Origin of the sequence: Sporichthya polymorpha DSM 43042 (assembly GCF_000384115.1) — a bacterium.
In the GTDB taxonomy this organism is placed as follows: domain Bacteria; phylum Actinomycetota; class Actinomycetes; order Sporichthyales; family Sporichthyaceae; genus Sporichthya; species Sporichthya polymorpha.
This window is the reverse complement of record NZ_KB913029.1, coordinates 4,648,841-4,672,179: the sequence shown is the minus strand read 5'-3', so window position 1 is coordinate 4,672,179 and position 23,339 is coordinate 4,648,841. Positions and strand designations below refer to the sequence as shown.

Genomic DNA, 23,339 nt, shown 5'->3' with positions numbered 1-23,339 from the left:
TCGGAGCGGAACCCCTGATTCCGCCGCTGAGCCGGAGACCCCGAGAAGTTCCCGGCCAGGAACGGCGTGTGAGGCGCATCGACCCCCTGCGGTGCGCCTCACCGTCCGTCCACCCCGTTCCCGGACCCGCCGGCCGCGCCCGGTCGGCGCCGCCGGGAGACTGACGCGGTGCGCGCCCTGTCCTACCTCGCCATGCTGCTCGGCTGTCTGGCGCTCACGGTGCCGCTCGAGTGGCTCGTGGGGGCACGCGTCCTCGCCCAGGGCCGGCGCCTCGCGCTGACGCTGCTGCTCGCCGGAACGCCGTTCCTGCTCTGGGACCTGTGGGCGGTCTCGCGCGACCACTGGTCGTTCGACGCCGACCAGACCCTCGGCCTCGAGGTGCCCGGCGGGCTGCCGGTCGAGGAGGTCGCGTTCTTCGTCGTGATCCCGCTGGCGGTCGTGTTCAGCTTCGAGGCCGTCCGCGCGGTCCGGCGGCGGCTGGGTTGGGACACGGGGCGATGAGCTACACCGCGCTCGCGGTCGCCGGGGTGGGCGTCGCGATCCTCGTCGACCTCGCGGTGCTGCGGACGCGGCTGCTCACGCGCGCCTCGTTCTGGACCGCCTACGCGATCATCGTGTTCTTCCAACTGCTCTCGAACGGCTGGCTGACCGGCCGCGAGATCGTCCGGTACGACGCGGACACGATCCTCGGCGACGCCGACCCGCAGTTCCTCGGCGACGGGCGCATCGTCTACGCGCCGGTCGAGGACCTGCTGTTCGGCTTCGCGCTCGTGCTCTGGACGCTCGGGGTCTGGACCTGGCTGGGCACCCGGCTGGACGAGCGCCAGGCGCGGCGCGCGCGGACGTAGGCAGCGGCGCCCACGCGCAGCCGGGTCGCCCGGCCGACGCGGGCGCGGCGGTCGAGCACGCGGTAGTCGCTGCGCTCGACCTCGTCGAGGATCCCCGCGTACAGGCGCGTGGCGGCGGCGATCGCGGGTCGGCTCTCGGGGTGGAGCATCGCGACCCCGGGTGCGGCGGCGGCGTACCAGTCACGGGCGCGCCGGACCTGAAACGCCATCAGGTCGCGCACGGCCGGGGTGTGTGCGCCCCGTTCGAGATCGGCCCGGGTGACGCCGTGCGCGGCGAGGTCCTCCAGCGGCAGGTACAGCCGGCCGCGCGCCAGGTCCTCGCCGACGTCGCGGAGAAAGTTCGTGAGCTGAAAGGCGATTCCGAGCGCGCGGGCGGGTTCCGCGGCGGCCCCCGGGTCGGCCGGGCGCAGCAGCGGGAGCATCTGCAGCCCGATCACCGCCGCCGAGCCGTGCATGTACGCGTCGAGGTCGGCGAAGGTCGGGTACGTCGTGACCGTCAGGTCGGCCCGCATCGAGTCCAGGAACGCGTCGGTGTGCTCGATCGGGATGCCCCAGGTGCGGGCGGTGTGCACCGCGGCGCGCCCGATCGCGTCCTCGCTCTCGCCCCGCGCGAACTCGGCCCGCCGCGCGGCGGCCCACGCCTCGAACCGTTCCGCCCGGGCGTCGGCGGGGCCGGCGAGCGTGTCCAGGTCGTCGACGAGCTCGTCCGCGCAGCGCGCGAAGCCGTAGAGCGCCCAGACGTACGGGCGCCGGGCGGGCGGCAGGAGCAGCGTCGCAAGGTAGTAGGTCCGCCCGTACCGGGCGTGCAGCTCCCGGCAGCGCAGGTACGACCGGCGCAGCGCGGGGTCGGTGATCCCGGCCGCGTCCAGAGCAGCGCGGGACGACATGGCCTGCAGGGTAATCGGCCGCGCCGAACCGCTGACGGGGTGCGGCGGCGGGTACGCCGACGGCCGCCCGGTCCCCGGTAGGGCGGCCGTCGGCCGTCAGTCGAACAGCTCGGAGAGGAAGGAGTGCCGCTTCTTCTTCCGGTAGCCGCCGTAGTACTTGTGCTCGTCGGTGTCGTACTTGCGCTCGTCGTACCGGCGCTCCTCGTAGCGAGGCTCCTGGTAGCGGGGCTCGGGCTGACGGGGCGGCTCGGGCTCCCGGGCCTGCTTCTCGTAGTAGCCGGCCTCGGCGTCGATCAGGCGCTCCAGCTCGCCGCGGTCGAGGAAGATCCCCCGGCAGTCGGCGCACTGGTCGATGGTCACGCCGTTGCGCTCGTAGCTGCGCATCTCGGCCTGGCACTTGGGGCAGGTCAAAGCGGTCACGGGAGGTCGAACGAAGGGCGCCGGCCCGGTGTTCCCGAACCTGGGAAAGGCCTGGCCATTCCGCCTGCGCCCACCGGATCCGCGCGTTACCGTCCCGCCATGGTCAGTCCCCGCCGGTTCCTGCCCGTTGCCGTCGCCGTGATCGCGGCGGCCGCGGTCGCGATCCCGCTCGCCGTGGCCAACGAGATCGGGCCGGACGGCGAGGAGACCGTCGCGCAGGTCGCCGCCGACGCGGCGGTCGCCCCGGCCGCGCCGGTCGCCCCGGCCGCGCCGGTCGACGCCCTGCCGGCGGGCCCGCTGCGCTACGTCGCGCTGGGGGACTCGTACACCTCCGCCCCCGGGGTCCCGCCCGTGGACCCGGCGGCGCCGGCCGTCTGCGGTCGCTCCGCGGGAAACTACCCGCACCTGGTCGCGAAGACGCTGGGCGCCGAGCTCACCGACGTCAGCTGCGGCGGCGCCGACACGATGTCGCTGTACGAGGAGCAGGTCCCCGGCGTCGCGGCCCAGCTCGACTCGCTGTCCCGGGACACCACGCTGGTCACGCTCGGCATCGGCGGCAACGACAACGACCTGTTCGCCACGGCGATCGCCGGCTGCGCGGGCAAGGTCGGAGCCGTGCTCGGTGGCGACGTCGCCGGTGCGCTGGAGGAGCGGAGCTCGTGCCGGGACCGCTACGGCGAGCAGTTCCGCGAGGACATCGAGGCCTCCGGCGTCATGATCGAGCAGGCCCTGGGGAACATTCGCGCCGAGGCCCCGCTCGCCAGGATCGTCGTGGTCGGCTACCCGAACCTGCTGCCGACGACCGAGGCCGGGCGCCTGGCCTGTCTCGCGGCCGGCGTGCCGTTCTCGGCCGAGGACATGGAGTTCCTCGACGAGGTCGAGCGGCAGCTCAACACGATGCTGCAGACCGCCGCCGAGAAGACGAAGAACACCTACCTCGACACGTACACCCCGAGCATCGGGCACGACATGTGCGCCGCCCCCGGGGTCCGCTGGGTCGAGCCGACGATCCCGCTCTCCCCGGCCGCCCCCGTCCACCCGAACGCCGCCGGCCAGGCCGCGGTCGCCGACGCCCTGGTCGCGCTGCTGCGGTCCTGACCCGAAGGGTCGGACTTCTCCGGTGGGCCAGCCGGTGGGTCAGCCGCCGGACTTCCGGCGGAACGTGCGCTGCGCCTTCGCGGGACCGTGCGCGGAGTGAACCTTCGACTCACCGCCGGCCTTGGGCTCGCCCTTGCCCCCGCCGCCGTGCTTGCGGGCCAGCGCCTCGCGGAACTTCGCCTTGGGGTCGTCCCCGGCGAACACGTCCTCGACGGGCTCCTCGGTCTCGTCGGCAGCGGCGGTGTTCTCGGGGCTCTCGTTCTCGGTCATGGGCCAACCATCGCACGGATCAGGGCCACGCGCGCGAGCGATATTCGCGCTGCGGGCCGGTGATCCGTTCGGCGGCCAGTCGGCCGGAGATCAGCACGCACGGGACCCCGACCCCGGGGACGGTCCCGGAGCCGGCGAACACGACGTTCTCCCACCCGCGGGCGAGGTTGCGGGGACGGAACGGCCCGGTCTGGGAGAACGAGTGCGCCGCGGCGAAGGGAGTCCCGGCGGCCATGCCGCGGGCGGCCCAGTCCGCCGGGGTGGTCACGTCGCGGACCTCGATGCCGGCCCCGAAGCCGGGGTACCCGCGCGACTCCAGCGTCCCGATCATCTGCTCGACGTAGGCGTCCCGGCGCACCGACCAGTCCTGATGACCCGTCAGGTTCGGGCTGGGGAACAGGACGTAGTACGACGAGCGGCCGGGCGGGGCGAGCGTGGGGTCCGACGCGGTCGGGGTGGTGACGAGGAACGACGGGTCCGACATCGTGCGGCCCTCCTCGATGACCTCGCGGAAGGTCTCGCGCCACGCGGTGCCGAAGGTGATCTCGTGATGGGCCCGCTCGGGGTAGGCCGTGGTGGACCCCGCCAGCAGGAGCACGCACGAGGGCGAGTACCCCAGACGGCCCAACCGGCGGGGGCCGCCGCCCAGCAGCGTGTGCCAGGCGGTCGGCAGGTCGGGGGTGAGGACGAGGGCGTCGCAGGCGATGCGTTCGCCCGCAGCGGTGTGCACGGCGACCGCCCGGCCGCCGGCCCGCTCGACCCGGGTGACCTCGGTGCCGCAGCGGATGTCGACGCCGTGCTTGGTCGCGGCGCCGGCCAGGGCGGCGGGCAGGGCGTGCATGCCGCCGCGGGGGAAGTACACGCCCGCGACAGTGTCCATGTAGGAGATCACCGCGTAGAGCGCGAGCGCGTCGTAGGGGGACCGGCCCGCGTACATCGCCTGGAACGTGAACACCCGGCGGGTGCGGTCGTCGTGCAGGTAGCGCCCGACGCGCGGCGCGAGGCGGCCGAACCCGCCGGCGGCCACGAGGCGGGCCAGGTTCGGGGTGAGCAGGCCGAGCGGGGAGTCGACGTTGCGATCGATGAAGTCCCGCATCTCGTAGCGGTAGAGGCGGTGCAGCCACTGCACCATGCGGCGGTACCCGTCCGCCTCGGCCGGGCCGCAGAGCTCGCTGATCGCGCCCGCCATCGCGTCCGGGTCGGTGTGCACGTCGAGCGACGAGCCGTCGGCGAAGCGGGCCCGGTACGCCGGCGTGAGGGGGAGCAGGTCGAGCCAGTCGGCGAGCTCCTCGCCGACGCAGTCGAGCGCGTCGGCGACGAGGCCGGGCATCGTGAGGACCGTCGGGCCGGTGTCGAACCGGTAGCCGTCGCGGTCGAGGCGGCCCGCGCGCCCGCCGGGCACGTCCTCCCGCTCGAGGACGACGACCTCACGTCCGGCCCCCGCGAGCCGGAGCGCGGCGGACAGGCCCGCGAGCCCCGCTCCGACCACGACGACGCGGTCGGTCGGTCCGGAGACGGTCCTCATTCGTGCCGCTGCGTCGCCGCGACCACGAGGTCGGCGAGAACCTGACGGGCCGTCGGATCAACGATGGGGGCGTCGGCGAGAGCGTCGACGGCCTGCGCGGTGAGCCGCTCGATCATCTTCTCGACCTCGTCGACCGCGCCCGTCCGGACGAGCACGTCGCGCAATTGCTCCACGCCGTCGGCGTCGAGGGTGGGGTCACCGAGCAGGGTGCGCAGCGTCGCGCGGTCGGCGTCGTCGGCGGCGGTCATCGCGGTCGCGACGAGCACGGTGCGCTTGCCCTCGCGCAGGTCGTCGCCCGCGGGCTTGCCGGTGCGCTCCGGGTCGCCGAAGACCCCGAGCAGGTCGTCGCGGAGCTGGAACGCCTCGCCGAGCGGGATGCCGAACGCGGAGAAGGCCTCGACCAGCGCCGGCTCGGCACCAGCCAGGGTCGCGCCGAGCTGCAAGGGCCGCTCGACCGAGTACTTCGCGGTCTTGTAGCGCAGGACGCGCAGGGCCCGGGAGAGCGCGGCGTCCTCGGTTTCACCGGCGGGGGCGTCGCCCGCCGACTGGGCGACAAGGTCGAGGTACTGGCCGGCGATGACTTCGGTCCGCATGGCCTCGAAGACCGCGGTGCCCGCGGCGACCCGGTCAGCGGGCAGGCCGCAGCCGCGGAGCAGTTCGTCGGACCAGGCGAGGACGAGGTCACCGAGCAGGATCGCGGCGCCGTACCCGAAGCCCTCCGGCGCCCCGGACCAGTCGGCCGTGCGGTGCAGCTGCTCGAACTGGCGGTGGGCGGAGGGGCGGCCGCGGCGGCGGTCGGAGCCGTCCATGACGTCGTCGTGGATCAGTGCGCTGACGTGCAGCAGTTCGAGCGCGGCGGCCGCGGCGACGATCTCCTCGCCGTCCGGGGCCCCAGCGGCGCGGTAGCCCCAGTAGCAGAACGCCGGGCGCAGGAGCTTGCCGCCGGTCGTGAGTTCCCGCAGGACCGCGACCGGCGCCTCGAGCTCGGGCCCGAGCGCGGTGACGAGGCCCGACCGTTGCTCCAGGTGGGCCGTGAGTCGTGCGGACACCCGCTCGCGCAGATCGGCCGGGTCCACGGCGGTCATGGCGGGCAGCTCCGTCCGGGTCGCTCGGGTGAAGTGGCGCAGGTCACTGGCCGGTCGCGGGGCACGGACCGGCCTGTCCGCGGATACCCCGATCGCTAGCCTGGGTCCACTATGACGACCGGATCCGGCCCGCGACCCGCGGGGTCCACGCTCGGCGCGACGCTGCGCGACCTGCTCGCGAGCGGCGGCCGGTCGTACTCGTTCGAGTTCTTCCCGCCGAAGACCGACGAGGGTGAGCGGACGCTGTTCGAGACGATCCGTCAGCTCGAGCCGCTGGCTCCGACGTTCGTGTCCGTCACCTACGGCGCCGGCGGGTCCACGCGGGACCGCACCGTCCGCATCGTCGAGCGGATCGCGACCGAGACGACACTGACCGCCGTCGGTCACCTCACCTGCGTCAGTTCCTCGCGCGCCGAGCTGCGTTCGGTCATCGGCAGCTTCGCCGGAGCGGGCATCCGCAACGTCCTGGCGCTGCGCGGCGACCCGGCCGGCGGGCCGGGTACACCGTGGGAGTCGCACCCGGAGGGGCTGGAGCACGCCGACGAGCTGGTGCGGCTGCTGCGCGAGCTCGGGGACTTCTGCGTCGGCGTCGCGGCCTTCCCGGAGGGCCACCCCGAGTCGCCGGACCTGGACGCCGACGCCAAGTACCTCGCGCTCAAGGCCGCGGCCGGCGCCGACTTCGCGGTGACGCAGTTCTTCTTCGACGCCGACGACTACTTCCGTCTCGTCGACCGGGCGGCGGCGCACGGCTGCACGATCCCGATCCTGCCGGGGATCATGCCGGTCACGAACCTCTCGCAGATCCAGCGCTTCGCGGAGCTGTCGGGCGCCGCGTTCCCGGCGTCCCTCGCCGAGCGGTTGCAGGCGGTCGCCGACGACGCGGCCGAGGTGCGCCGCATCGGCGTCGAGTTCGCCACTGAACTGTGCTCGAAGCTGCTCGACGGCGGCGCGCCGGGGCTGCACTTCTACACGCTGAACCGCTCGACCTCGACCCTGCAGATCTACCAGGCGCTCGGGCTCGGTCCCGCGCGAACTGACAGCGCGTCATGACTGACACCGCGTCATGACCTCGCGCGAGGACTACCTCGCTGCGTGGGCCGCGGGACACGGGGGCCACGACCCGAGCAGCGGGGGGCGCGCCGAGCGCGCGTGGTTCGACCTCGTGTACCGCGTCGCGCTCCCGCTGCGAGGCGTACACCCCGACGCGCTGACCGCGATCGCGGTCGCGGTCGCTGGGGTGGCGGCGGTCCTCGCCGGGAGCGACCCGCGGCTGTGTCTGCTCGCCGCCGTCCTGGTGCTCGTCTCGGCCGTGCTCGACGGCGTCGACGGGGCCGTCGCGGTTCTGACGGGCCGCGCGAGCCGGTGGGGGCACCTCGTCGACTCGCTCGGTGACCGGCTCGCGGAGGTGTTCTTCGGCATCGCCCTGTACGAAGCGGGCGCGCCCGGGCCGGTCTGCGCCGGCGCGGTCGCGAGCAGCTGGCTCCAGGAGTACGCGCGGGCCCGCGCCGGGGCCGGTGGGCTGACCGACATCCTCGTCGTCACCGTCGCGGAGCGTCCGACCCGGGTGATCGCCACGGCGCTCGGCCTGCTCACCGTCGGCCTGCTCGGACACAACTCGGTCGGGGAGTTCGACGCCGAGATCGCCGCGTTCTGCGGCGCGGTCGGCTGGCTCGCGCTCGGACTGGTCGGCCTCGCGCAGCTCGGCCGCGCGTTGCGTCACGCGCTGCGGCCCGGGAGCACTCAACCGAACGGATGAACCGAATCCGGCCGCACGTCTGAGCAGGATCCGCCCCTCCGGCTGATGTCGTGACCCGGCCGGAGGCGGATTCTTCTAACACGGCAGGACATTCGGGGACGGCGCGCTACCGCTCGCACGACCGGGTCCGGGTTCCTGGCGGAGATCGAGCGCGTCCGGCCCGTCGGGGTGCACCGCCGGGTCGGGACGCGTGAGACGTCCCGAGATCGCTGTTGATCCTGCTGAGGGGGCTGGATCACCGGCGATCTCGGCGTTTAAGCCCCCGTGCTGCCGGTGTCGCGGTCGCGCCCTCAGGCCTTGCCGATCGTCTCCGCGACCAACGCGGAGCCGAGGGGAGCGAGGGCCAGCCCCGGCCCGGGGTGAGCGGACCCGCCGACCTGGAAGAGCCCGCTCACGTCGGTCGTGTTCGGTGGGCGGAAGATCGCGCCCTTGAGGCCGTGCAGGGCGGCGCCGCCGAGCGCGCCGCCGGGGGAGCCGCAGCGCCGCTCGACGTCGGCGGGCGTGTGGGCCGCGAACCACCGGAGGCGGGTCGAGACGTCGAACCCGCGGGCGTCGAGGACACCGAGAAGATGACGGGCGTACGCCTCGGTCTGCGTCGCGGTCCAGTCGACCTCGTCCTTGCCGGTTCCGTGACGGGGCGTCACCACGCTGACGGTCAGAGCGCTCGCACCGGCAGGGGCGTCGGCGGGGGTGAGGAACAGCGTCGGGTCCGCCGGCGGCCGACCGGCTTCGAAGACCTCGACGAGTTCCGCGACGGGGTCGAGCCCGAACGACATCGTGGGCAGGTGGTCCGCCGCGCCGTCGAGGGCCAGGGACAGGGTGAAGGCGGAGGCGCTGCGATCCCCCCGGTCGGGGCGGCGGCCGAGGAACCCGGCGGTGAGCGCGGCATCCACCGCGGAGACGACGATGTCCGCGGGGAGCGTGGTGCCGTCGGCCAGGCGGACGCCGCGGACCGCGCCGCCGTCGTGCTCGATCGCCGTGACCGCGGTGCCGTAGCGGATCTCCGCGCCGCGCTTCTCGGTCCGCTCGGCGGTGGCGTCGACCAGACGCCGGATACCGCCGACCACCCGCCAGGTGCCGAAGGTGTGCTCCATCGCCGGCCAGACGGCGACCGCCGCGGCCGCGCGGCGCGGGTCGGACCCGATCCGGAGCGCGTAGGACCCGCCAACGGCGCGCAGGCGGGGATCGCGCAGCTGACGCTTCATCAGGTCGTTGAGGGTCTTCTCCGGCGTCAGCGCGGCGAGCCAGGCCCGTCCGGTCTTCGTCCGCAACGCCTGCAGGCGCGTGGTCGGTGGGGCGGCGACGAACCCCTGCCGGAACGTCGCCCACAGGTCGCTGCCGGTGGCGAGGAAAGTGTCCCAGTCCTCTGCCGCGGTCGGGCCGAGGCCGGCCGCGATCACCTCCATCGTCCCGGCGCGGGTCGCGTTCGGGATGTCGATGCGCGGACCGTCCGCGAACTGCCAGCGCATCGCCGGGTCCACCGGCTCGAGGTCGAGGACGCTCTCCAGCGGCGTCGTCTTCCCGGTCTTGCGGAACAGGTCGCGGTACCCGGCGGGGAGTTGGACGAGCGTCGGTCCGGTGTCGAACCCGAAGCCGTCCCGCTCGAAGCGGCCCGCCTGGCCCCCGGGTTCCTCCGCGCGCTCGCAGACGATCACGTCGTGCTTGAGCCGGGCGAGGCGCAGCGCGACTGCGAGCCCCGACAGCCCCGCCCCGATCACCACCACCCGCGCCACGAGCGGTCACCCTAGCTGCGCCGGGGTCAGGGGAGGGGGCGCCCCTTCCAGGTCAGGGTGCCGCGGCGGCGGGCGCGGACGGAGTCCGCGAGCAGGAACGCGGCGGCGGCGGTCGAGGCCGGGTGGGCGAGGACGTCGGGCCAGACGCGGGAGCCGACGCGGCGGGCGACGAGGGCACGGCCCGCGACGCCGGCGGCGTACCCGGCGAGCCCGAGGCGGGACCCGCGCAGGGCGGCGGCGGTCGGGACCGGTCCGAGGAGCAGGAGCACCCCGCACACCGCGGCGGCGGGGACGACGCGACCGCCGGCGCCGAAGGCGGCCCACAACCACTTGGTGTGGCCCGCCCGCAGCTCGGCCCAGTCCGCGTACATGCGGCACGACGCGACGTCGGAACCGACGACCATGCCCGCCCGGTGGCCGGCGCGCTTGGCCGCGCGGGCGAGTTCGATGTCGTCGACCACACGGTCGCGCACGGCGCCGTGGCCGCCGAAGGCGGCGTAGGTCGCGCGGTCCACGACGAGAAACTGCCCGATCGCCGCGGCGGTCGAGGGCCGCCGTGAGTGCTCCGCCGGCCGTACGGGCAGCGTCGACAACCAGCTCCAGGCGAGGAGGGGCTGGACGAGGCGCTCGCCGGGCGAGTCGGCGACCTGACGTGGCATCAGCGACAGCAGCCTCAGCCCCGACTCCGCCATCACCGCGACCGCGGCCGCCACGGCCCGCGGGTGCAGCAGGACGTCCGCGTCGACGAAGACCAGGACGTCGCCGGTCGCCTCCGCAGCCAGGCGGGCGCCGGCGTGCGGCTTGCCCAGCCAGCCCGGGGGCGGCGGGTCCCCGGTCAGGACGCGCACGCGCGGGTCGTCCCCGGCCACGGCGCGGGCGAGGTCGGCCGTGCCGTCGGCGGACCCGTCGTCGAGGACCAGGATCTCCAGGTCCGCCACACCCTCCTGGGCGAGCAGCGCACGCAGGCAGCGGCCCACCACCGCAGCCTCGTTCCGGACCGGCAGCAGCACCGAGACGCGCCGCCCGGGCGGGACGTCCGGGGCGTCGGGCCGGGCGACCCGCACCGTCGCGACGTTCGCCGCCGCCAGCGCCGCGCCGCCGAGGGACAGCAGCGCCCCGGCCGCGACCGCGGCCCGGCCCGGGGACCTCACGGACGTGCCCGGCCGAACCAGGCAACGCCGAACCGGGAGAGGGCGAAGGGGAGAGCCACGGCCCCCATCGCGACGCCGCCGAGGAGCCCGACCGCGGGGCGGTCGAAGAACGCGAGATTGCCGAGGACCTGGGCCGCGTAGGTCCACAGGTAGAGGACCGCGGGCAGGAGGTCGCCGGGGTCGGAGGCGCCGGACGCGCGCGGCACCGTCCGGTCGAGCAGCGCCATCAGTGCCACCGAGACGACGATCCAGCCCGCGTAGTTCGTCAGCGGGACGTCGGGGGAACCGGGCAGGGCGGGGGTCGGGTCGGCCCAGACCCAGTACCCCTCCTCGACCATCTGCGGGTCGAGGAACAGGTCCCAGCTCGCGAGGGCCCAGCCGCCGACGAGCGCGGTCGCCACCGCCCCGCGGTCCCGGGTCAGCCGACGCGCCACGAGCAGCGCCGGGTAGGCCGTCATCGACCAGGCCATCGGGATGACGAGCGGGACGCCGGCCAGCTCCGCGCCGAGCCCGTCCCCGTAGGCGTACTCGCCGAACGGGAAGCCCGTGTGCACGCCGACGGCCTCGACGGCGGCCGAGGCGACGCACACCAGCCCGAACGTCCGCAGCGCGACGCCGGCCCCGGACCGAACCGCCAGGTGGGTCACGACGACGGCGAAGGTCACCGTGACGGTGGCGACCGTCAGCCGGTCACGCGTGGTGCCCGCGACGAGCGGGTACGCGATCTGACAGGCGACGGCCGCCGCGAGCAGCGCCCAGGCGAGCCGGACCCCCGCGAGGTGCCGGTCCGGGCGCCGCGCGGTCTCGAGCGCGGGCAACGGTCGACGCTCAGGCCAGGGGCCGCAGGATCGAGAACGTCTCCCGACCGGGCGCGGCGATGGCCGCGAAGCGCCCGACGTTGGGGACGTCCATCGGGGCGACCGCGACGGAGGCACCGAGCTTGGTGGCCTTCTCCGCGGTGGCGTCCACGTCCGCGACCTGGAACGTCACCGACCAGTACGGACCCGGGGCCGAGCCGGCCGGGAGTGGCGAGAAGCCGGCCACGCCCTGCTGCCCGAGCATCGCGACCGCGCCGGTCGAGCCCGACGGGTCCGCGCCGCGGACCGACCAGCCGAACACCGCGGTGTAGAACGCGGCGGCGCGCGGGATGTCCGGCGTCACGAGGTCCGACCAGTACCAGGTGCCCGGAACGCGCGTGATGCGCGCGCCGATGTGGTCGCGGGCCTGCCAGAGCGTGAGCACGCCACCCTGCGGGTCGGCGCACGCGGCGCCGCGGCCCAGGTTGAGGATGTCCCCGGGCCCGGCGATGAGCGTGCCGCCGTTGGCCTTGACGGTCGCGACGGACGCGTCGACGTCCTTGACCGTGATGTAGACGTTCCAGCTCGGCCGGGTGCCCTTCTGGCACGGACCGAGACCCGCCACGGGACGGCCGTCGAGGAGGAACGTGGCGAAGCCGTCCTCGTCGTCCACCGAACTCCAGCCGAAGAGCTCGGAGTAGAACTCCTTGCCGGCCGCGGCGTCGTGGCAGGCGACGTCCACCCAGCACGGGATGCCGGGTGCGTAGCTGTCGACGTAGGTCACGACGTTCTCCCCTTCTCCGCGCGGACGGCGCGTGCGCAGCCTACTTCGGGAATCTTCGTGCGCGCTTCAGGTCGCGGAGCAGGACCTTCGCCGCACTGCGGCCCGAGGCTCCGAACACACCGCCGCCGGGATGGGTCGAGGCGCCGGTGAGGTAGAGGCCGGGCAGGGGCCCACGGTAACCCGAGAGCTCGGGGACCGGACGGAGGGCGAACATCGCATCGAGTGCCATCTCGACGTGCATGACGTTGCCTCGACGCAGACCGAGCTCGCGTTCGAGGTCGAGCGGGGTCTGGACGTGGGTGTCGACGACGCCCGCAGCGAACCCGGGGGAGAAGGCCTCGACGCGCGCGATCGCCGCCTCGCCGGTCGCCGTGCGCACCTCGTCCCACCCGGGTCCGGCGAGGTCGTAACGGTGCCACTGCGCCCACAGCGTGACGGTGTGGCGGCCGGGCGGAGCGAGTGACGGGTCCTGCACGGTCGGGGTCAGGGCGAGCACCGCCGGCCGCGCCGGAGGCCGGGCGGCGAGATAGTCGGCGTAGGCCGCGCGCAGCTCGGCGCGGTCGGTGACGAGCAGTTGCATGCCGTGCCCGGCGTCGGCCGAGGCCCCGGCGTAGGCCGGCAACGCCGAGGTCGCGAGCCGGACGGCCACGCCGATGCCGTCGCCGACCCGGATCCGCGGTCGCACCCCGGGCGGCTCGACACCGGCGGCGGCGAGCAGGTCCAGCGTCTCCAGGACGTGGGCGCCGGACAGGACCGCCCGCGCACTGACGGTGCGTCCGCTCGCGGTCCGCACGCCGGTGACCCGCCCCGCGGACACGGTGACCGCCGTTGCCGCGTCCCCGAGGTGGAGCCGGCCGCCCGAGCGGGTCAGGCGCTCGGCGAGGGTCCGCGAGAGCTCTCCGGACCCGCCCACCGGCCGCCCGGGGGCACGCAGGTGCATCAGGGCGATCCAGGACAGGTGCCCGACCGTGCCCGGCTCGTGCGGCGGCGGGCCGGACTGCGCCGCGAGCCAGGCCAGGGCCGCCTTCAGGCGTTCGCTTCGGAAGGTGGCGTCGAGCAGGTGGTCGGCCGGCTGCAGGAACCACCGGGAGGTCTCACCACCGCCGCGTGCGCGGCCGAGCGTGGCGACCTTGCGGGCGATCCGGCCCGGGGTCGGCGGCCCGGCGAGGACGTCGAGGATGCGCCGGCACGCGGGGGTGAAGTCGGCGATCAGCGCGCGGTACGCCGCGGCGTCGGCGGGTCCGCAGGCCGCGGCGATGGAGTCGCAGGTGCGGTCGAGGTCGGTCGCGAACACCAGGCCGGGGGAGCCCGGGTCCGGCCCCGGCGCGTACGCCCACGGGTCGGCGTCGAGGTACCGCAGACCGCACTCACCGAGCCCGAGCTCCTCGACGATTCCGGTATGACGGACCATCACGTGCAAGCTGGAGCCGCGATCCACGCGATGACCCGGGAAGCGCTCGACGGTGGAGACCGCGCCGCCGACGACGGTGTCGCGCTCGAGGACCTCGACCTCGAGACCGGCGCCCGCGAGGTAGCAGGCCGCGACCAGTGCGTTGTGGCCGGCGCCGACGACCGCGACGTCGCAGCGGGAGTTCACGACCGGCGGCGGGGCTCGGGGCTGCCCGTGCGTTCGAGGTAGGCGCGCCCGCGCGGGGAGAGCTCGTAGCCGACGGCGAGGCTGTGGGTGAGCCCGAGGTTCTTCAGCTTGCGGACGTCGATCTTGAACGGCTGGGTCTCCCGACCGTAGGACGCCGCGAGGTCCGGCGCGCGCACGCCGGGCTGCTCCGCGATCGTCCGCAGGTACTGCCGGGTCCAGGCGCCGTGCGAGCTCGCCGCGTCTAGGCGGTCGAGGCGTCGTGTGATCTCCGCGACAGCGGCGTCGTCGAGCGCGTCGTCGGCGGCGAGCGCGGCGCGCGGGTCCGGGTCGGTCGCGAGGGTGAACTCGACCCGCCACAGCGGGTGCGCCGGGTCGCCGGGCAGCTCGGAGAGCAGCTGCTCGGGGCTCGGGCGGCCCGCGCGGCGGGCGTCGGCCTTCGTCAGCTTCGCCGGGTCGATCTCGCGCACCGACGTCACGTCGATCCGGCCGGCGTTGGTGCGGTAGGTCCGGCCCGCGATGACGCGAGGGGCGGCCCAGCGGCGGAACTGCACGCTGATCCGGCCCTCGGCCGCCGCGCGGGCGTCGGGCCCGGTGAAGCGCACCGCTCAGCCCTTCCGCTCGGCCTCGATCGCGGCCTGCACCGCCTCCGGCGAGCGGCCGACCACCGCGCTGCCGTCGGCGGCGGTGAGGATCGGACGCTGGATCAGCTTGGGGTGAGCGGCCAGCGCCTCGATCCAACGCTCGCGGTTCTCCGCGTCCTTCGGCCAGGACTTCAGCCCGATCTCGCCGGCCACGGCCTCACCGGTCCGCGCGATGTCCCACGGCTCGAGGCCGAGCCGGTCGAGGACGTCGCGGATCTCGGCGGCGGTCGGCGGGTCGTCCAGGTACCGGCGGACGGTGTAGGGAACGCCCGCGGCGTCCAGGTCCGCGACCGCGGTACGGCACTTCGAGCATGCCGGGTTGAGCCAGATCTCCATGCGGCCGAACCTATTGCAACGGTCCGCGGCGGCTCCGGCAGTGTTATTTACTCTGAGTAAGTTGTGCCGTAGCGTGGAGGTCGACGGACGTCCCAGGGAGGAACAGCGCATGGACCGGCGGATCCTGATCACCGGAGCGGCGTCCGGGCTCGGTCGCGCCCTCGCGCGCGCAGCGGCCGACGACGGTGCGCGTGTGCTGCTCACCGACCGTGACCCGGCGGCGGGCGAACTGGCTCGGCTGGAACTGGCCGAGCGCCTGCGCGAACGCGGTGGGAACCCGGACCGGGTCGCGTTCCTCGCCCTCGACGTCCGGGACGACGCCGCGTGGGACGCCGCGCGGGAGTGGTGCGCGCAGCACTGGGGCGGCCTCGACGTCCTCGTGAACAACGCGGGCGTGGCCGCCGCCGGCCCGATCTCCGACATCCCGATGGCCGACTGGGACTGGATCCTCGACATCAACCTCAAGGGCGTGATCCGCGGAGTCCGGACGTTCGTGCCCATGTTCGAGGCCCAGGGGGCCGGGCACGTCGTCAACATCGCCTCGCTCGCCGGGCTGATGAACCTCGGCAACATGGCGTCCTACAACGTCACCAAGGCCGGCGTCATCTCGCTGTCGGAGACGATGCGCTGCGAGCTGGAGCCGCTGGGCATCCGGACCACCGTGGTGTGCCCGAGCTTCTTCGCGACCAACCTCGCCGACACGATGCGGACGACCGACCCGGCCTTCGAGGTGATGGCGCGTCAGGCCATCGCGGGAGAGCTGTTCCCCGGTCCGAAGCTGACCGCCGACGACGTCGCGCGCAAGGTGTTACGGGCCGTGGACCGGCGGAAGTTCCTGCTGCTGCCGCACGTCGAGACCCGGCTGCTGTACGCGTTCAAACGCCTCGCGCCGACCCCGTTCGCCAAGGGTCTGGCCGCGGCCAACCAGCTCGTGCAGAAGCGGTTCGGAACGAACCCGGCCGGCCGCCCGCGGGCGACCGGCCGGATGCGTTGACCTGTCTGCTTTGCTGCGATCTCCCGCCGGAACGATGATCTGACTGAGCGTCAGCGCTTGAGGTCCACGACGACCCGCTTCGGGTTCGTCAGGTGGCTCACGCTGTAGCTCTTGAGGTTCTTGACGCCGACGCCGAACGTCACGTGGCCCTCGAAGTCGCACGCCATCCGGACGCCCTTGAGGGTCGACAGGTTGTAGTTGGCGGTCGACAGACGGCCCGGGCCGGAGTACGTGCTCTTGCCCTTGTCGTTGTGGGCCTGAGCCGGCGTCAGGTCGATCTTGAGGATCTTGTCGCCGGGGATCGTCAGCTTGTCGCCCTTGCCGCAGCTGTAGAGGCTGTTGACGAGGGAGAGCTTCACGGTCGGCTTCTTGCCCGTGTAGTCGATGACCACGCGGTCGAAGGTGCTGTGCGCGCCGGTGCGCAGGTTCTGAACCGTGGCGGTCTTCGCGGCCGCGTCGGCGGACGCGACGACGCCGACCAGGCCGGTGCCGGCGAGTGCGGTCGCGGCGAGGGCGGCGACGGCGGTCTTGCGGTTGCGGAGCTGGAACATCTCTTCCCCCTGGGGTGTCGGGCAGTTCTTCGGCTACTCGGGTGGGCAACTCGGTGTTGGGGCAACTCGGTATGGCCGTGCGGTGTGGAACTGCACAGGAGACGCCGGGGGGCGCAGATCGGTTTACCGGACGAACCGGACAAATTTTTCGGGCGGCGGCGCGCCGGGGGAATGGGTGCTTGCCAGATTGTCGGGGGTGGGGGGTACTGTTCTCCGTGTCGAACAGATGTTCGAGCGACTGACCCCCCGCGGTCGCTCGGGCCGGTTCGACACCACTCACCGGCCGGGCGGCCGGCCTCGACCCCCGCCCGCCCGGCCCGGTGGGAGAGCCCGGCCCCGGTCGTTCGCCCGGGGCCGCACGGGAGAACGAGGAGTCGACATGAGCCTGGTCATCGAGCACCCGGCCGCGCCGCGTTCCGGGGCGCAGGAGCTGCTGAACGCCGCCGGCCACTGCCTGAACGCGGCGAACGTGGCCACCCGTCCCGTCGACCGCTACGCCGCCGCCCATCTCGCCGCCCTCCGCGGCGCGGCGGCGGTCCTCGCGGTCCGCGCCCAGCCGGTGACGGGCAAGCGGCGCCGGCCGCGTTCGGCATGGGAGCTGCTCGTCGTCGTCGCGCCGGAGCTCTCGGAGTGGGCCGCGTTCTTCGCCGCCAACGCCGGCAAGCGCGCCGCCGCCGAGGCCGGCCTCACCCGCGCCGTGACGGCCCGCGAGGCCGACGATCTTCTGCGCGACGCCGCGACCTTCGTCGCCCTCGTCGCCGCGATGCTCGACGTCCCGTGCCCGCAGGCGGCCTGCGTCTAGGGCAGGTTGCCTCCGGACTGAGGCAGCGTCAGGGGGATGCCAGGCGCGCGAGCGCCGGCGGGAGCTTCGACGCGGCGGCCCGGTCGAGCAGCCAGAGGGTCCGCGACCGACCCGATGCGCCGGCGGCGGGGATCTGGATCGGGCCCGCGCCGGAGAGCGCGAGGTGCACCGCCGAGGCCTTGTCCTCGCCGGCGACGACGAACCAGACCTCCTTGGCGCCGCGGATCGTCGGCATCGTCAGGCTGATGCGCGTCGGCGGCGGCTTGGGGGATCCCCGGACACCGACGACCGAGCGGACCTCCTCGTACAACGCCGGCTTCTCGGGGAACAGCGAGGCGATGTGCCCGTCCGGGCCGACTCCGAGCAGGCACACGTCGAAGCTCGGCGCGATGCCGTGGTCCTCCGGCCGCGCCGCCGCCTGAAGTTCCGCCGCGTAGCGTTCGGCTGCCGCCTCCGGGTCGTCGCCGTCGGGGCCGTCGCTCGCGGGCATCGGGTGCACGCGCGCCGGGTCGACGCCGACCTTGTCCAACAGGGCCTCGCGCGCCTGGGTCTCGTTGCGGTCGGCGTGCCCGAGTGGCAGGAAGCGCTCGTCGCCCCACCAGATGTCGAGGTTGCGCCAGTCGATCGCGTCGCGGGCCGGCATGTCCGCCAGGGCCGCAAGGGTCGCGATGCCGACGCTGCCGCCGGTGAGCACCACCGAGGCCCGCCCGGTCGCCGCCTGCGCGTCGACGAGCCGGGTCACGAGCCGCGCCGCCACGGCGGCGGCGAGGGTCGGCGGGTCGCGGTGGACGAGGACGGTGGCGGTCATGCGGGTGCTCCTGTGCGTGACGGTGCGGCGGCGAGACACTCGGCGAAGATCTCGTCCGGGTCGAGGCGGCGCAGTTCCTCCGCCATGAGCTCGGGGAGCGGGCGGCGGGGGAGCGCGATCGGGCGCTCGGGCCAGCCCGGGGCGCACAGCGTGGCGAGCGCACCGTCGGTGCGCACGACCGCGATCTCGCCGTCCGGGGTGCCCAGGCGAACCTCGGTCAGGCCGGGCCCGTCGGAGGTCCGGCGCTCGACGGGGACAGCGAGCCGGAGCTCGAGCCAGCGCGCGAGAAGCTCCGTGCTCGGGCTGTCGGGTTCCCCGGCCACGACGCCGCTCTCGACGGCGGCGTGCGGCTGGTCGAAGGCGGCGGCGAGGACGCTGCGCCAGCGGGTCAGGCGTGTCCAGGACAGGTCGGTGTCGCCCTCGGCGTAGGTCTGCGCCCGCCGGGCGAGCGCGGCGCGCGGGTCGGTGGCCGACGCGAGGTCGGTGATGCGCCGCTGGCTCAGGGCGCCGATCGGGTCGGCAGCGGGGTCGTCCGGCGGTTCGCCGGGCCAGAAGGTCACGACCGGGGCGTCCGGGCCCAGCAGCGGCAGCACGACGGAACCGCCGTGCGCGGCCAGTTCGCCGTGCAGGTCCAGCACGACCAGTTCGCCCGGGCCACGTTCACCGCTGCCGCACACCTCGGCGTCGAGCCGGGCGTGGGACGAGTCCGGCCGCCGCCGGGCGACGAGGATCCGGGCGGGGTGCTCGGCCGCGCTCCGCGCCGCCGCCTCGACCGCCTCGGCATGCTCCTCGCCGTCCGTCACGACGACCAGCGTCAGGACCTGCCCCGTCGCCTGGCTCCCGCCGGCGCGGCGGGCCGCGATCAGCGCGCGCCCGATCGCCGACGCGGTGGTGTTGGTCAGGATCTCACTCACGGGCGCCGCCAAACTCGGCCGTCCCGCGCCAGCAGCTCGTCGGCACTCGGCGGACCCCACGTGCCCGCGGCATACCCCTCGGGCGGACCCTGGGTCGCCCAGAACTCCTCGATGGGGTCGAGGACCTGCCACGACAGCTCGACCTCACGCGCGCGAGGGAACAGCGGCGGGTCGCCGAGCAGGACGTCGAGGATGAGCCGCTCGTACGCCTCGGGTGAGCTCTCGGTGAACGCGCCGCCGTAGGCGAAGTCCATCGTCACGTCCCGGACCTCCATCGCGGAGCCGGGCACCTTCGAGCCGAAGCGCACCGTCGTGCCCTCGTCCGGCTGGATCCGGCAGACCAGGGCGTTCTGGCCGAGCTCCTCGGTCGCGGTCGTCTCGAACGGCAGGTGCGGCACCCGCTGGAAGACCAGCGCGATCTCCGTGACCCGTCGGCCGAGGCGCTTACCGGTGCGCAGGTAGAACGGCACCCCGGCCCAGCGGCGCGTGTCGAGCTCGAGCTTCACGGCGGCGTAGGTCTCGGTGGTCGAGTCGGCGGGGATGCCCTCCTCCTCGCAGTAGCCGACGACCTTCTCGCCGCCTTGCCACCCGGCGGTGTAGCGCCCACGGGCCGTCGAGGCCGCGAGATCGGAGGGCAGCCGGATCGCGGAGAGCACCTTCTCCTTCTCCGCGCGCAGGTCGTCGGGGGAGAAGGAGACCGGTTCCTCCATCGCCGTGAGCGCAAGCAGCTGGAGCAGGTGGTTCTGCAGGACGTCGCGGGCGGCGCCGATGCCGTCGTAGTAGCCCGCGCGGCCGCCGATCCCGATGTCCTCGGCCATCGTGATCTGCACGTGGTCGACGAAGTTGCGGTTCCAGATCGGCTCGAAGAGCTGGTTCGCGAAGCGCAGCGCCAGGATGTTCTGCACTGTCTCCTTGCCGAGGTAGTGGTCGATCCGGAACACCGACGACGGTGGGAAGACCTCCTCGACGATGCGGTTCAGCTCCCGGGCGCTCGCGAGGTCGTGACCGAACGGCTTCTCGACGACCACGCGGCGCCACGAGTCGCCGTGCGAGTCGGTGAGGCCGTGCTCCTTGAGCTGGCCGACCACCTCGGCGAAGAACTTCGGCGGGATCGAGAGGTAGAACGCGTGGTTGCCCCCGGTGCCGCGGCTCTCGTCGAGCTCGGCGAGGGTCTTGGCGAGCGTCGCGAACGCGGCGTCGTCACCGAAGTCGCCAGGGACGAAGCGCATGCCTTCGGACAGTGCCGCCCAGGTCTCCTCGCGGAAGGGTGTCCGCGCGTTCTGCTTCACCGCGTCGTGGACGACCTTCGAGAAGTCCTGGTCCTCCCAGTCCCGGCGCGCGTACCCGACGAGCGAGAAGCCCGGGGGCAGCAGCCCGCGGTTGGCCAGGTCGTAGATCGCGGGCATCACCTTGCGGCGCGCGAGGTCGCCGGTGACGCCGAAGACGACGAGGCTGCACGGCCCCGCGATCCGCGGCAGGCGCTTGTCGCGCGGGTCGCGGAGCGGATTCGCCGTCATGCCTCTCCCGTTCCGTACCGGCCGTCACGCACCGAAGGCCGCGAGCAGCGTGTCGATGCCCGCCTTACGGTCGGTGAGATGGAGGCGGAGCGCCGGGCGGTTGCGGCTCTGGAGAGCTCCGAGGTCGCCGAGCGCCTGCGCCATCTGCAGCGTCGAGAAGCTGTAGGGCCGGCCCGGGATCGGCAGGTCCTCCTCGACCGCACCGGTGATCTGCAGGAAGACACCGACCGGTTGGCCGCCCTTGTGGAACTGCCCGGTCGAGTGCAGGAACCGCGGGCCCCAGCCGAAGGTGACCTGTGGCCCGGCGAGCAGCCTCGCCAGCGCGGGACGCAGGCGGGCGATGTCCGCGTCGGCGAACCGGTCGAGGTAGGCCATGAGGGCCAGGTACCCCGTCGGCTGGACCTGACGCAGAATCAGCTCAAGCGCGTCGACGAGCGACTTCGCCTCGCCGAGGAGCGCCTCGTCGCCGTGGACCTCGATGGGGCCGTCGGTGAACAGCGGCGCCGGCACGTCGAGGACGCCGTCGACAGCGGACTCGAGCAGCCGCGCGGTGTTGTCCTTGGACTCGGTCACGTTGGGCTGGTCGAACGGGCTCGTGTGCAGGCCCCAGCCCATGAAGGCGGTCGCCCACTCCCAGAGCAGGAACTGCGCCCCGAGCGGACCGCTGGTGATCCGGATCTCCGAGCCGTCGACGTCGCCGAGGGTGGCGCGCACCGCGTCCGGACCGATGTCCGCCCAGCCGGGGGCGTCCGTGCTCTCGACGATAACGGGGAGGAGGCCTTTGCCCTCCTTGCCGCTGGACTCGGCGATGAGCTGCTCGACCCAGTCGCCGAAGCCCTCCAGGGCCGGGTCGGCGTTGGCGAGGACGAGCTTCTCCCGACTGTGGGTCGCCGCGCCGCTGAGCGCGGCCCCGAGCAGCAGGCCCGGGTTGTCGCCGAGCTGCTCCAGCGCCGGACGGAGCTCCGCGGCCTCGTCGAGCAGTTTCGCGACGTCGGCGCCGGCGAGACCGCTCGGCACGAGGCCGAATGCGGACAGCGCGCTGTACCGGCCACCGACGTTCGGGTCGGCGAGGAACACCGCCCGGTAGTTGCCCTCGGTCGCGATCTCCTCCAGGGCCGAACCCGGGTCGGTGACGACGACGAAGCGCGCCGCGATCTGCTCGTCGGACAAGCCCGCGTCGCGGAAGGCCTGGATGTAGGCGCGGCGGTGGCTGTCGGTCTCGATGGTCGAACCGCTCTTGCTCGCCACCACGACCACCGTGCGGTCGAGGCGGTCGGCGAGGGTCCGGCGAAGCTGGTTGGCGTCCGTGGTGTCGAGGACGGTGAGCTCGACACCGGCGTTGCGGCAGATCACCTCGGGCGCGAGCGACGAACCGCCCATGCCCGCGAGCACGACGTGGTCGAGACCGTCGGCCTGCAGGCGCTCGCGGACCTCGGCGATGCGGGGGAGCAGCTCGCGCGAACTGGTCGGCAGGTCCAGCCAGCCGAGCCGGATCGCGGCCTCCTCGGCCGCCGCGTCACCCCAGAGCGTGGCGTCCTTGGCGGCGAGGCGCTGCACGACCTCGTGGACCGACGCGGCGCGCAGCGCGAACCCGGCAGGGGCCCGGACCTCCTCGCCGGACAGACGGACGCGGCAGCCCCCGCCCTCCTGGGCGTAGGTGTTGAACGGGTTGGGTGCCTTGTCGCTCGTCGTCACTCCTCGCCCCCCAGGCGGGTCAGCTCGGCGCCGACGGAGCCGAGCAGGTCGTTCCAGGCGGAGATGAACTTCTCGACGCCCTCGCGCTCGAGCAGGTTCACGACGTCGTCGTAGTCGATGCCGATCGCGGCGAGGTCGGCGAGGACCTGCTTGGCCTCGGCGTAGTGCGCGCGGACCGTGTCGCCGGTCGCGGCGGAGTGGTCGGCGACCGCGTCGAGCGTGGCCTCCGGCATCGTGTTGACCACGCCGGCGGTGACGAGCTCGTCGACGTAGAGGGTGTCCGCGTAGGCCGGGTCCTTGACGCCGGTGGAGGCCCACAGCGGGCGCTGCGGCTTGGCGCCGTCGTCGGCCAGCGCGGTCCAGCGCGGTCCGGCGAAGATCTGTTCGTAGGCCTCGAACGCCAGACGTGCGTTGGCGACGGCGGCCTTGCCGCGCAGCGCCTTGGCCTCGTCGGTGCCCAGCTTGTCCAGGCGCTTGTCGATCTCGGTGTCGACGCGGGAGACGAAGAAGCTCGCGACCGACCCGACCCGCTCCAGCGGGAGCCCGGCCTTCTGGGCGCGCTCCATGCCGTCGAGGAAGGCGTCCATCACCGCGCGGTAGCGCTCGAGGGAGAAGATCAGCGTGACGTTGACGCTGATGCCCTCGGCCAGGCACTGCGCGATCGCCGGGAGGCCTGCCACGGTGGCCGGGATCTTGATGTAGAGGTTCGGCCGGTCGACCGCCCACCACAGGAAACGGGCCTCGGCGACAGTCTTGTCGGTGTCGTGCGCGAAGCGGGGGTCGACCTCGATCGAGACGCGGCCGTCGACGCCGTCGCTGGCGTCGTACACGCTGCGCAGGACGTCGCACGCCTCGCGGACGTCGGCGGTGGTGATCGAGCGGACCGCCTCGTCGACGTGCACGCCCCGCACCGCGAGGTCGTGCACCTGCGGGTCGTACAGGTCGGACTTGGACACCGCGTTCTGGAAGATCGACGGGTTGGTCGTCACGCCCACGACGTAGGAGTCGCGCACCATCGCCGCGAGCGTGCCTTTCTGCAGGCGCTCACGTGAGAGGTCGTCCAGCCAGATGGCGACGCCCGCCTCGGAGAGGCGGCGCAGATTCTCGGTTCCCACGATCTTCCTTCTCCT

General features: G+C 73.8%; 25 protein-coding genes. 7 read left to right on the top strand and 18 right to left on the bottom strand.

Translation table 11 applies throughout. The features are described 5' to 3' along the window. The first annotated feature begins 168 nt into the window (after positions 1-168). Positions 169-501: a lycopene cyclase domain-containing protein gene (locus tag SPOPO_RS0122750; protein ID WP_019877430.1), complete on the top strand. Its 333-nt coding sequence runs from the start codon at positions 169-171 to the stop codon at positions 499-501. Beyond that, positions 498-848 carry a lycopene cyclase domain-containing protein gene (locus SPOPO_RS33200; RefSeq protein WP_019877429.1) on the top strand — a complete coding sequence of 117 codons (351 nt, stop codon included), beginning with the start codon at positions 498-500 and terminating at the stop codon, positions 846-848. The genes SPOPO_RS0122750 and SPOPO_RS33200 overlap by 4 nt, the downstream gene beginning before the upstream one ends. Here the strand turns inward: SPOPO_RS33200 and SPOPO_RS31195 are convergent. Together SPOPO_RS31195 and SPOPO_RS0122735 are read right to left on the bottom strand one after the other, a co-directional pair. Next, a complete protein-coding gene (locus SPOPO_RS31195; RefSeq protein ID WP_019877427.1) occupies positions 731-1,735 on the bottom strand; it encodes a phytoene/squalene synthase family protein in 1,005 nt (334 codons plus the stop codon). The genes SPOPO_RS33200 and SPOPO_RS31195 overlap by 118 nt on opposite strands. Positions 1,736-1,831: 96 nt before the next feature. Continuing rightward, positions 1,832-2,155, bottom strand: a complete 324-nt coding sequence (locus SPOPO_RS0122735) for a TFIIB-type zinc ribbon-containing protein (protein WP_019877426.1) — start codon at positions 2,153-2,155, stop codon at positions 1,832-1,834. Positions 2,156-2,254: 99 nt separating this feature from the next. Here SPOPO_RS0122735 and SPOPO_RS31190 point away from each other — a divergent pair, with 99 nt between their 5' ends. Further along, positions 2,255-3,253 carry an SGNH/GDSL hydrolase family protein gene (locus SPOPO_RS31190; RefSeq protein WP_019877425.1) on the top strand — a complete coding sequence of 333 codons (999 nt, stop codon included), beginning with the start codon at positions 2,255-2,257 and terminating at the stop codon, positions 3,251-3,253. A 39-nt stretch (positions 3,254-3,292) separates the two neighbouring features. Here SPOPO_RS31190 and SPOPO_RS0122725 read toward each other — a convergent pair whose 3' ends face one another. From SPOPO_RS0122725 to SPOPO_RS0122715, 3 genes are read right to left on the bottom strand one after another with little or no spacing between them, the layout of a single operon-like run. Then, positions 3,293-3,523: a DUF5302 domain-containing protein gene (locus SPOPO_RS0122725; protein ID WP_019877424.1), complete on the bottom strand. Its 231-nt coding sequence runs from the start codon at positions 3,521-3,523 to the stop codon at positions 3,293-3,295. A 19-nt stretch (positions 3,524-3,542) separates the two neighbouring features. Continuing rightward, positions 3,543-5,048 (bottom strand): phytoene desaturase family protein, encoded by a 1,506-nt coding sequence (crtI, locus tag SPOPO_RS0122720; RefSeq protein WP_019877423.1) that lies wholly within the window; start codon positions 5,046-5,048, stop codon positions 3,543-3,545. After that, the gene (locus SPOPO_RS0122715; protein ID WP_019877422.1) at positions 5,045-6,133 is read right to left on the bottom strand and encodes a polyprenyl synthetase family protein; all 1,089 of its coding nucleotides are present in this window, start codon (positions 6,131-6,133) and stop codon (positions 5,045-5,047) included. Before SPOPO_RS0122715 ends, crtI begins: the two co-directional genes overlap by 4 nt. Positions 6,134-6,244: 111 nt before the next feature. Here SPOPO_RS0122715 and metF point away from each other — a divergent pair, with 111 nt between their 5' ends. Together metF and SPOPO_RS0122705 are read left to right on the top strand one after the other, a co-directional pair. Continuing rightward, on the top strand, positions 6,245-7,183 hold the full coding sequence (metF, locus tag SPOPO_RS0122710; protein WP_019877421.1) for a methylenetetrahydrofolate reductase [NAD(P)H]: 939 nt from the start codon (positions 6,245-6,247) through the stop codon (positions 7,181-7,183). Between the two features lie 13 nt (positions 7,184-7,196). Then, positions 7,197-7,889: a CDP-alcohol phosphatidyltransferase family protein gene (locus tag SPOPO_RS0122705; RefSeq protein ID WP_019877420.1), complete on the top strand. Its 693-nt coding sequence runs from the start codon at positions 7,197-7,199 to the stop codon at positions 7,887-7,889. Positions 7,890-8,179: 290 nt separating this feature from the next. On the opposite strand, the gene SPOPO_RS0122700 is transcribed toward SPOPO_RS0122705, so the two are convergent. Genes SPOPO_RS0122700 through SPOPO_RS0122670 form a run of 7 tightly spaced genes read right to left on the bottom strand, consistent with a single transcriptional unit; the run spans position 8,180 to position 14,928 of the window. Next, positions 8,180-9,622: a phytoene desaturase family protein gene (locus tag SPOPO_RS0122700; protein WP_019877418.1), complete on the bottom strand. Its 1,443-nt coding sequence runs from the start codon at positions 9,620-9,622 to the stop codon at positions 8,180-8,182. Between the two features lie 26 nt (positions 9,623-9,648). Next, complete coding sequence (locus SPOPO_RS0122695; RefSeq protein WP_019877417.1) at positions 9,649-10,773, bottom strand: glycosyltransferase family 2 protein; 1,125 nt, start codon at positions 10,771-10,773, stop codon at positions 9,649-9,651. Further along, complete coding sequence (locus tag SPOPO_RS31185; RefSeq protein ID WP_019877415.1) at positions 10,770-11,591, bottom strand: carotenoid biosynthesis protein; 822 nt, start codon at positions 11,589-11,591, stop codon at positions 10,770-10,772. The genes SPOPO_RS0122695 and SPOPO_RS31185 overlap by 4 nt, the downstream gene beginning before the upstream one ends. Before the next feature lie 10 nt (positions 11,592-11,601). After that, positions 11,602-12,354, bottom strand: coding sequence for a VOC family protein (locus tag SPOPO_RS0122685; RefSeq protein ID WP_019877414.1), 753 nt, complete (start codon positions 12,352-12,354; stop codon positions 11,602-11,604). A 40-nt stretch (positions 12,355-12,394) separates the two neighbouring features. Further along, the gene (locus tag SPOPO_RS0122680) at positions 12,395-13,951 is read right to left on the bottom strand and encodes a phytoene desaturase family protein (RefSeq protein WP_019877413.1); all 1,557 of its coding nucleotides are present in this window, start codon (positions 13,949-13,951) and stop codon (positions 12,395-12,397) included. Further along, on the bottom strand, positions 13,948-14,553 hold the full coding sequence (locus tag SPOPO_RS0122675; protein ID WP_019877412.1) for an ASCH domain-containing protein: 606 nt from the start codon (positions 14,551-14,553) through the stop codon (positions 13,948-13,950). Before SPOPO_RS0122675 ends, SPOPO_RS0122680 begins: the two co-directional genes overlap by 4 nt. 3 nt (positions 14,554-14,556) lie before the next feature. After that, positions 14,557-14,928: an arsenate reductase family protein gene (locus SPOPO_RS0122670; RefSeq protein WP_019877411.1), complete on the bottom strand. Its 372-nt coding sequence runs from the start codon at positions 14,926-14,928 to the stop codon at positions 14,557-14,559. Positions 14,929-15,037: 109 nt separating this feature from the next. Here SPOPO_RS0122670 and SPOPO_RS0122665 point away from each other — a divergent pair, with 109 nt between their 5' ends. Continuing rightward, positions 15,038-15,922: an SDR family NAD(P)-dependent oxidoreductase gene (locus SPOPO_RS0122665; RefSeq protein WP_019877410.1), complete on the top strand. Its 885-nt coding sequence runs from the start codon at positions 15,038-15,040 to the stop codon at positions 15,920-15,922. A 50-nt stretch (positions 15,923-15,972) separates the two neighbouring features. On the opposite strand, the gene SPOPO_RS0122660 is transcribed toward SPOPO_RS0122665, so the two are convergent. Beyond that, positions 15,973-16,473 carry an AMIN-like domain-containing (lipo)protein gene (locus SPOPO_RS0122660; RefSeq protein WP_028985031.1) on the bottom strand — a complete coding sequence of 167 codons (501 nt, stop codon included), beginning with the start codon at positions 16,471-16,473 and terminating at the stop codon, positions 15,973-15,975. 379 nt (positions 16,474-16,852) lie between these two features. Between SPOPO_RS0122660 and SPOPO_RS0122655 the strand changes: the two genes are divergently transcribed. Further along, entirely contained in the window at positions 16,853-17,275 is a 423-nt protein-coding gene (locus tag SPOPO_RS0122655) for an SAV_6107 family HEPN domain-containing protein (RefSeq protein WP_019877409.1), read from the top strand. A gap of 28 nt (positions 17,276-17,303) precedes the next feature. Here SPOPO_RS0122655 and pgl read toward each other — a convergent pair whose 3' ends face one another. From pgl to tal, 5 genes are read right to left on the bottom strand one after another with little or no spacing between them, the layout of a single operon-like run. Next, positions 17,304-18,083 (bottom strand): 6-phosphogluconolactonase, encoded by a 780-nt coding sequence (gene pgl, locus SPOPO_RS0122650; protein ID WP_019877408.1) that lies wholly within the window; start codon positions 18,081-18,083, stop codon positions 17,304-17,306. Then, positions 18,080-18,997 carry a glucose-6-phosphate dehydrogenase assembly protein OpcA gene (locus SPOPO_RS0122645; RefSeq protein ID WP_084671838.1) on the bottom strand — a complete coding sequence of 306 codons (918 nt, stop codon included), beginning with the start codon at positions 18,995-18,997 and terminating at the stop codon, positions 18,080-18,082. Before SPOPO_RS0122645 ends, pgl begins: the two co-directional genes overlap by 4 nt. Then, positions 18,994-20,514: a glucose-6-phosphate dehydrogenase gene (gene zwf, locus SPOPO_RS0122640; RefSeq protein ID WP_019877406.1), complete on the bottom strand. Its 1,521-nt coding sequence runs from the start codon at positions 20,512-20,514 to the stop codon at positions 18,994-18,996. The genes SPOPO_RS0122645 and zwf overlap by 4 nt, the downstream gene beginning before the upstream one ends. 24 nt (positions 20,515-20,538) lie before the next feature. Next, on the bottom strand, positions 20,539-22,209 hold the full coding sequence (locus SPOPO_RS0122635) for a hypothetical protein (RefSeq protein ID WP_019877405.1): 1,671 nt from the start codon (positions 22,207-22,209) through the stop codon (positions 20,539-20,541). Beyond that, the gene (gene tal / locus SPOPO_RS0122630; protein WP_019877404.1) at positions 22,206-23,324 is read right to left on the bottom strand and encodes a transaldolase; all 1,119 of its coding nucleotides are present in this window, start codon (positions 23,322-23,324) and stop codon (positions 22,206-22,208) included. Before tal ends, SPOPO_RS0122635 begins: the two co-directional genes overlap by 4 nt. Positions 23,325-23,339 lie beyond the last annotated feature (15 nt).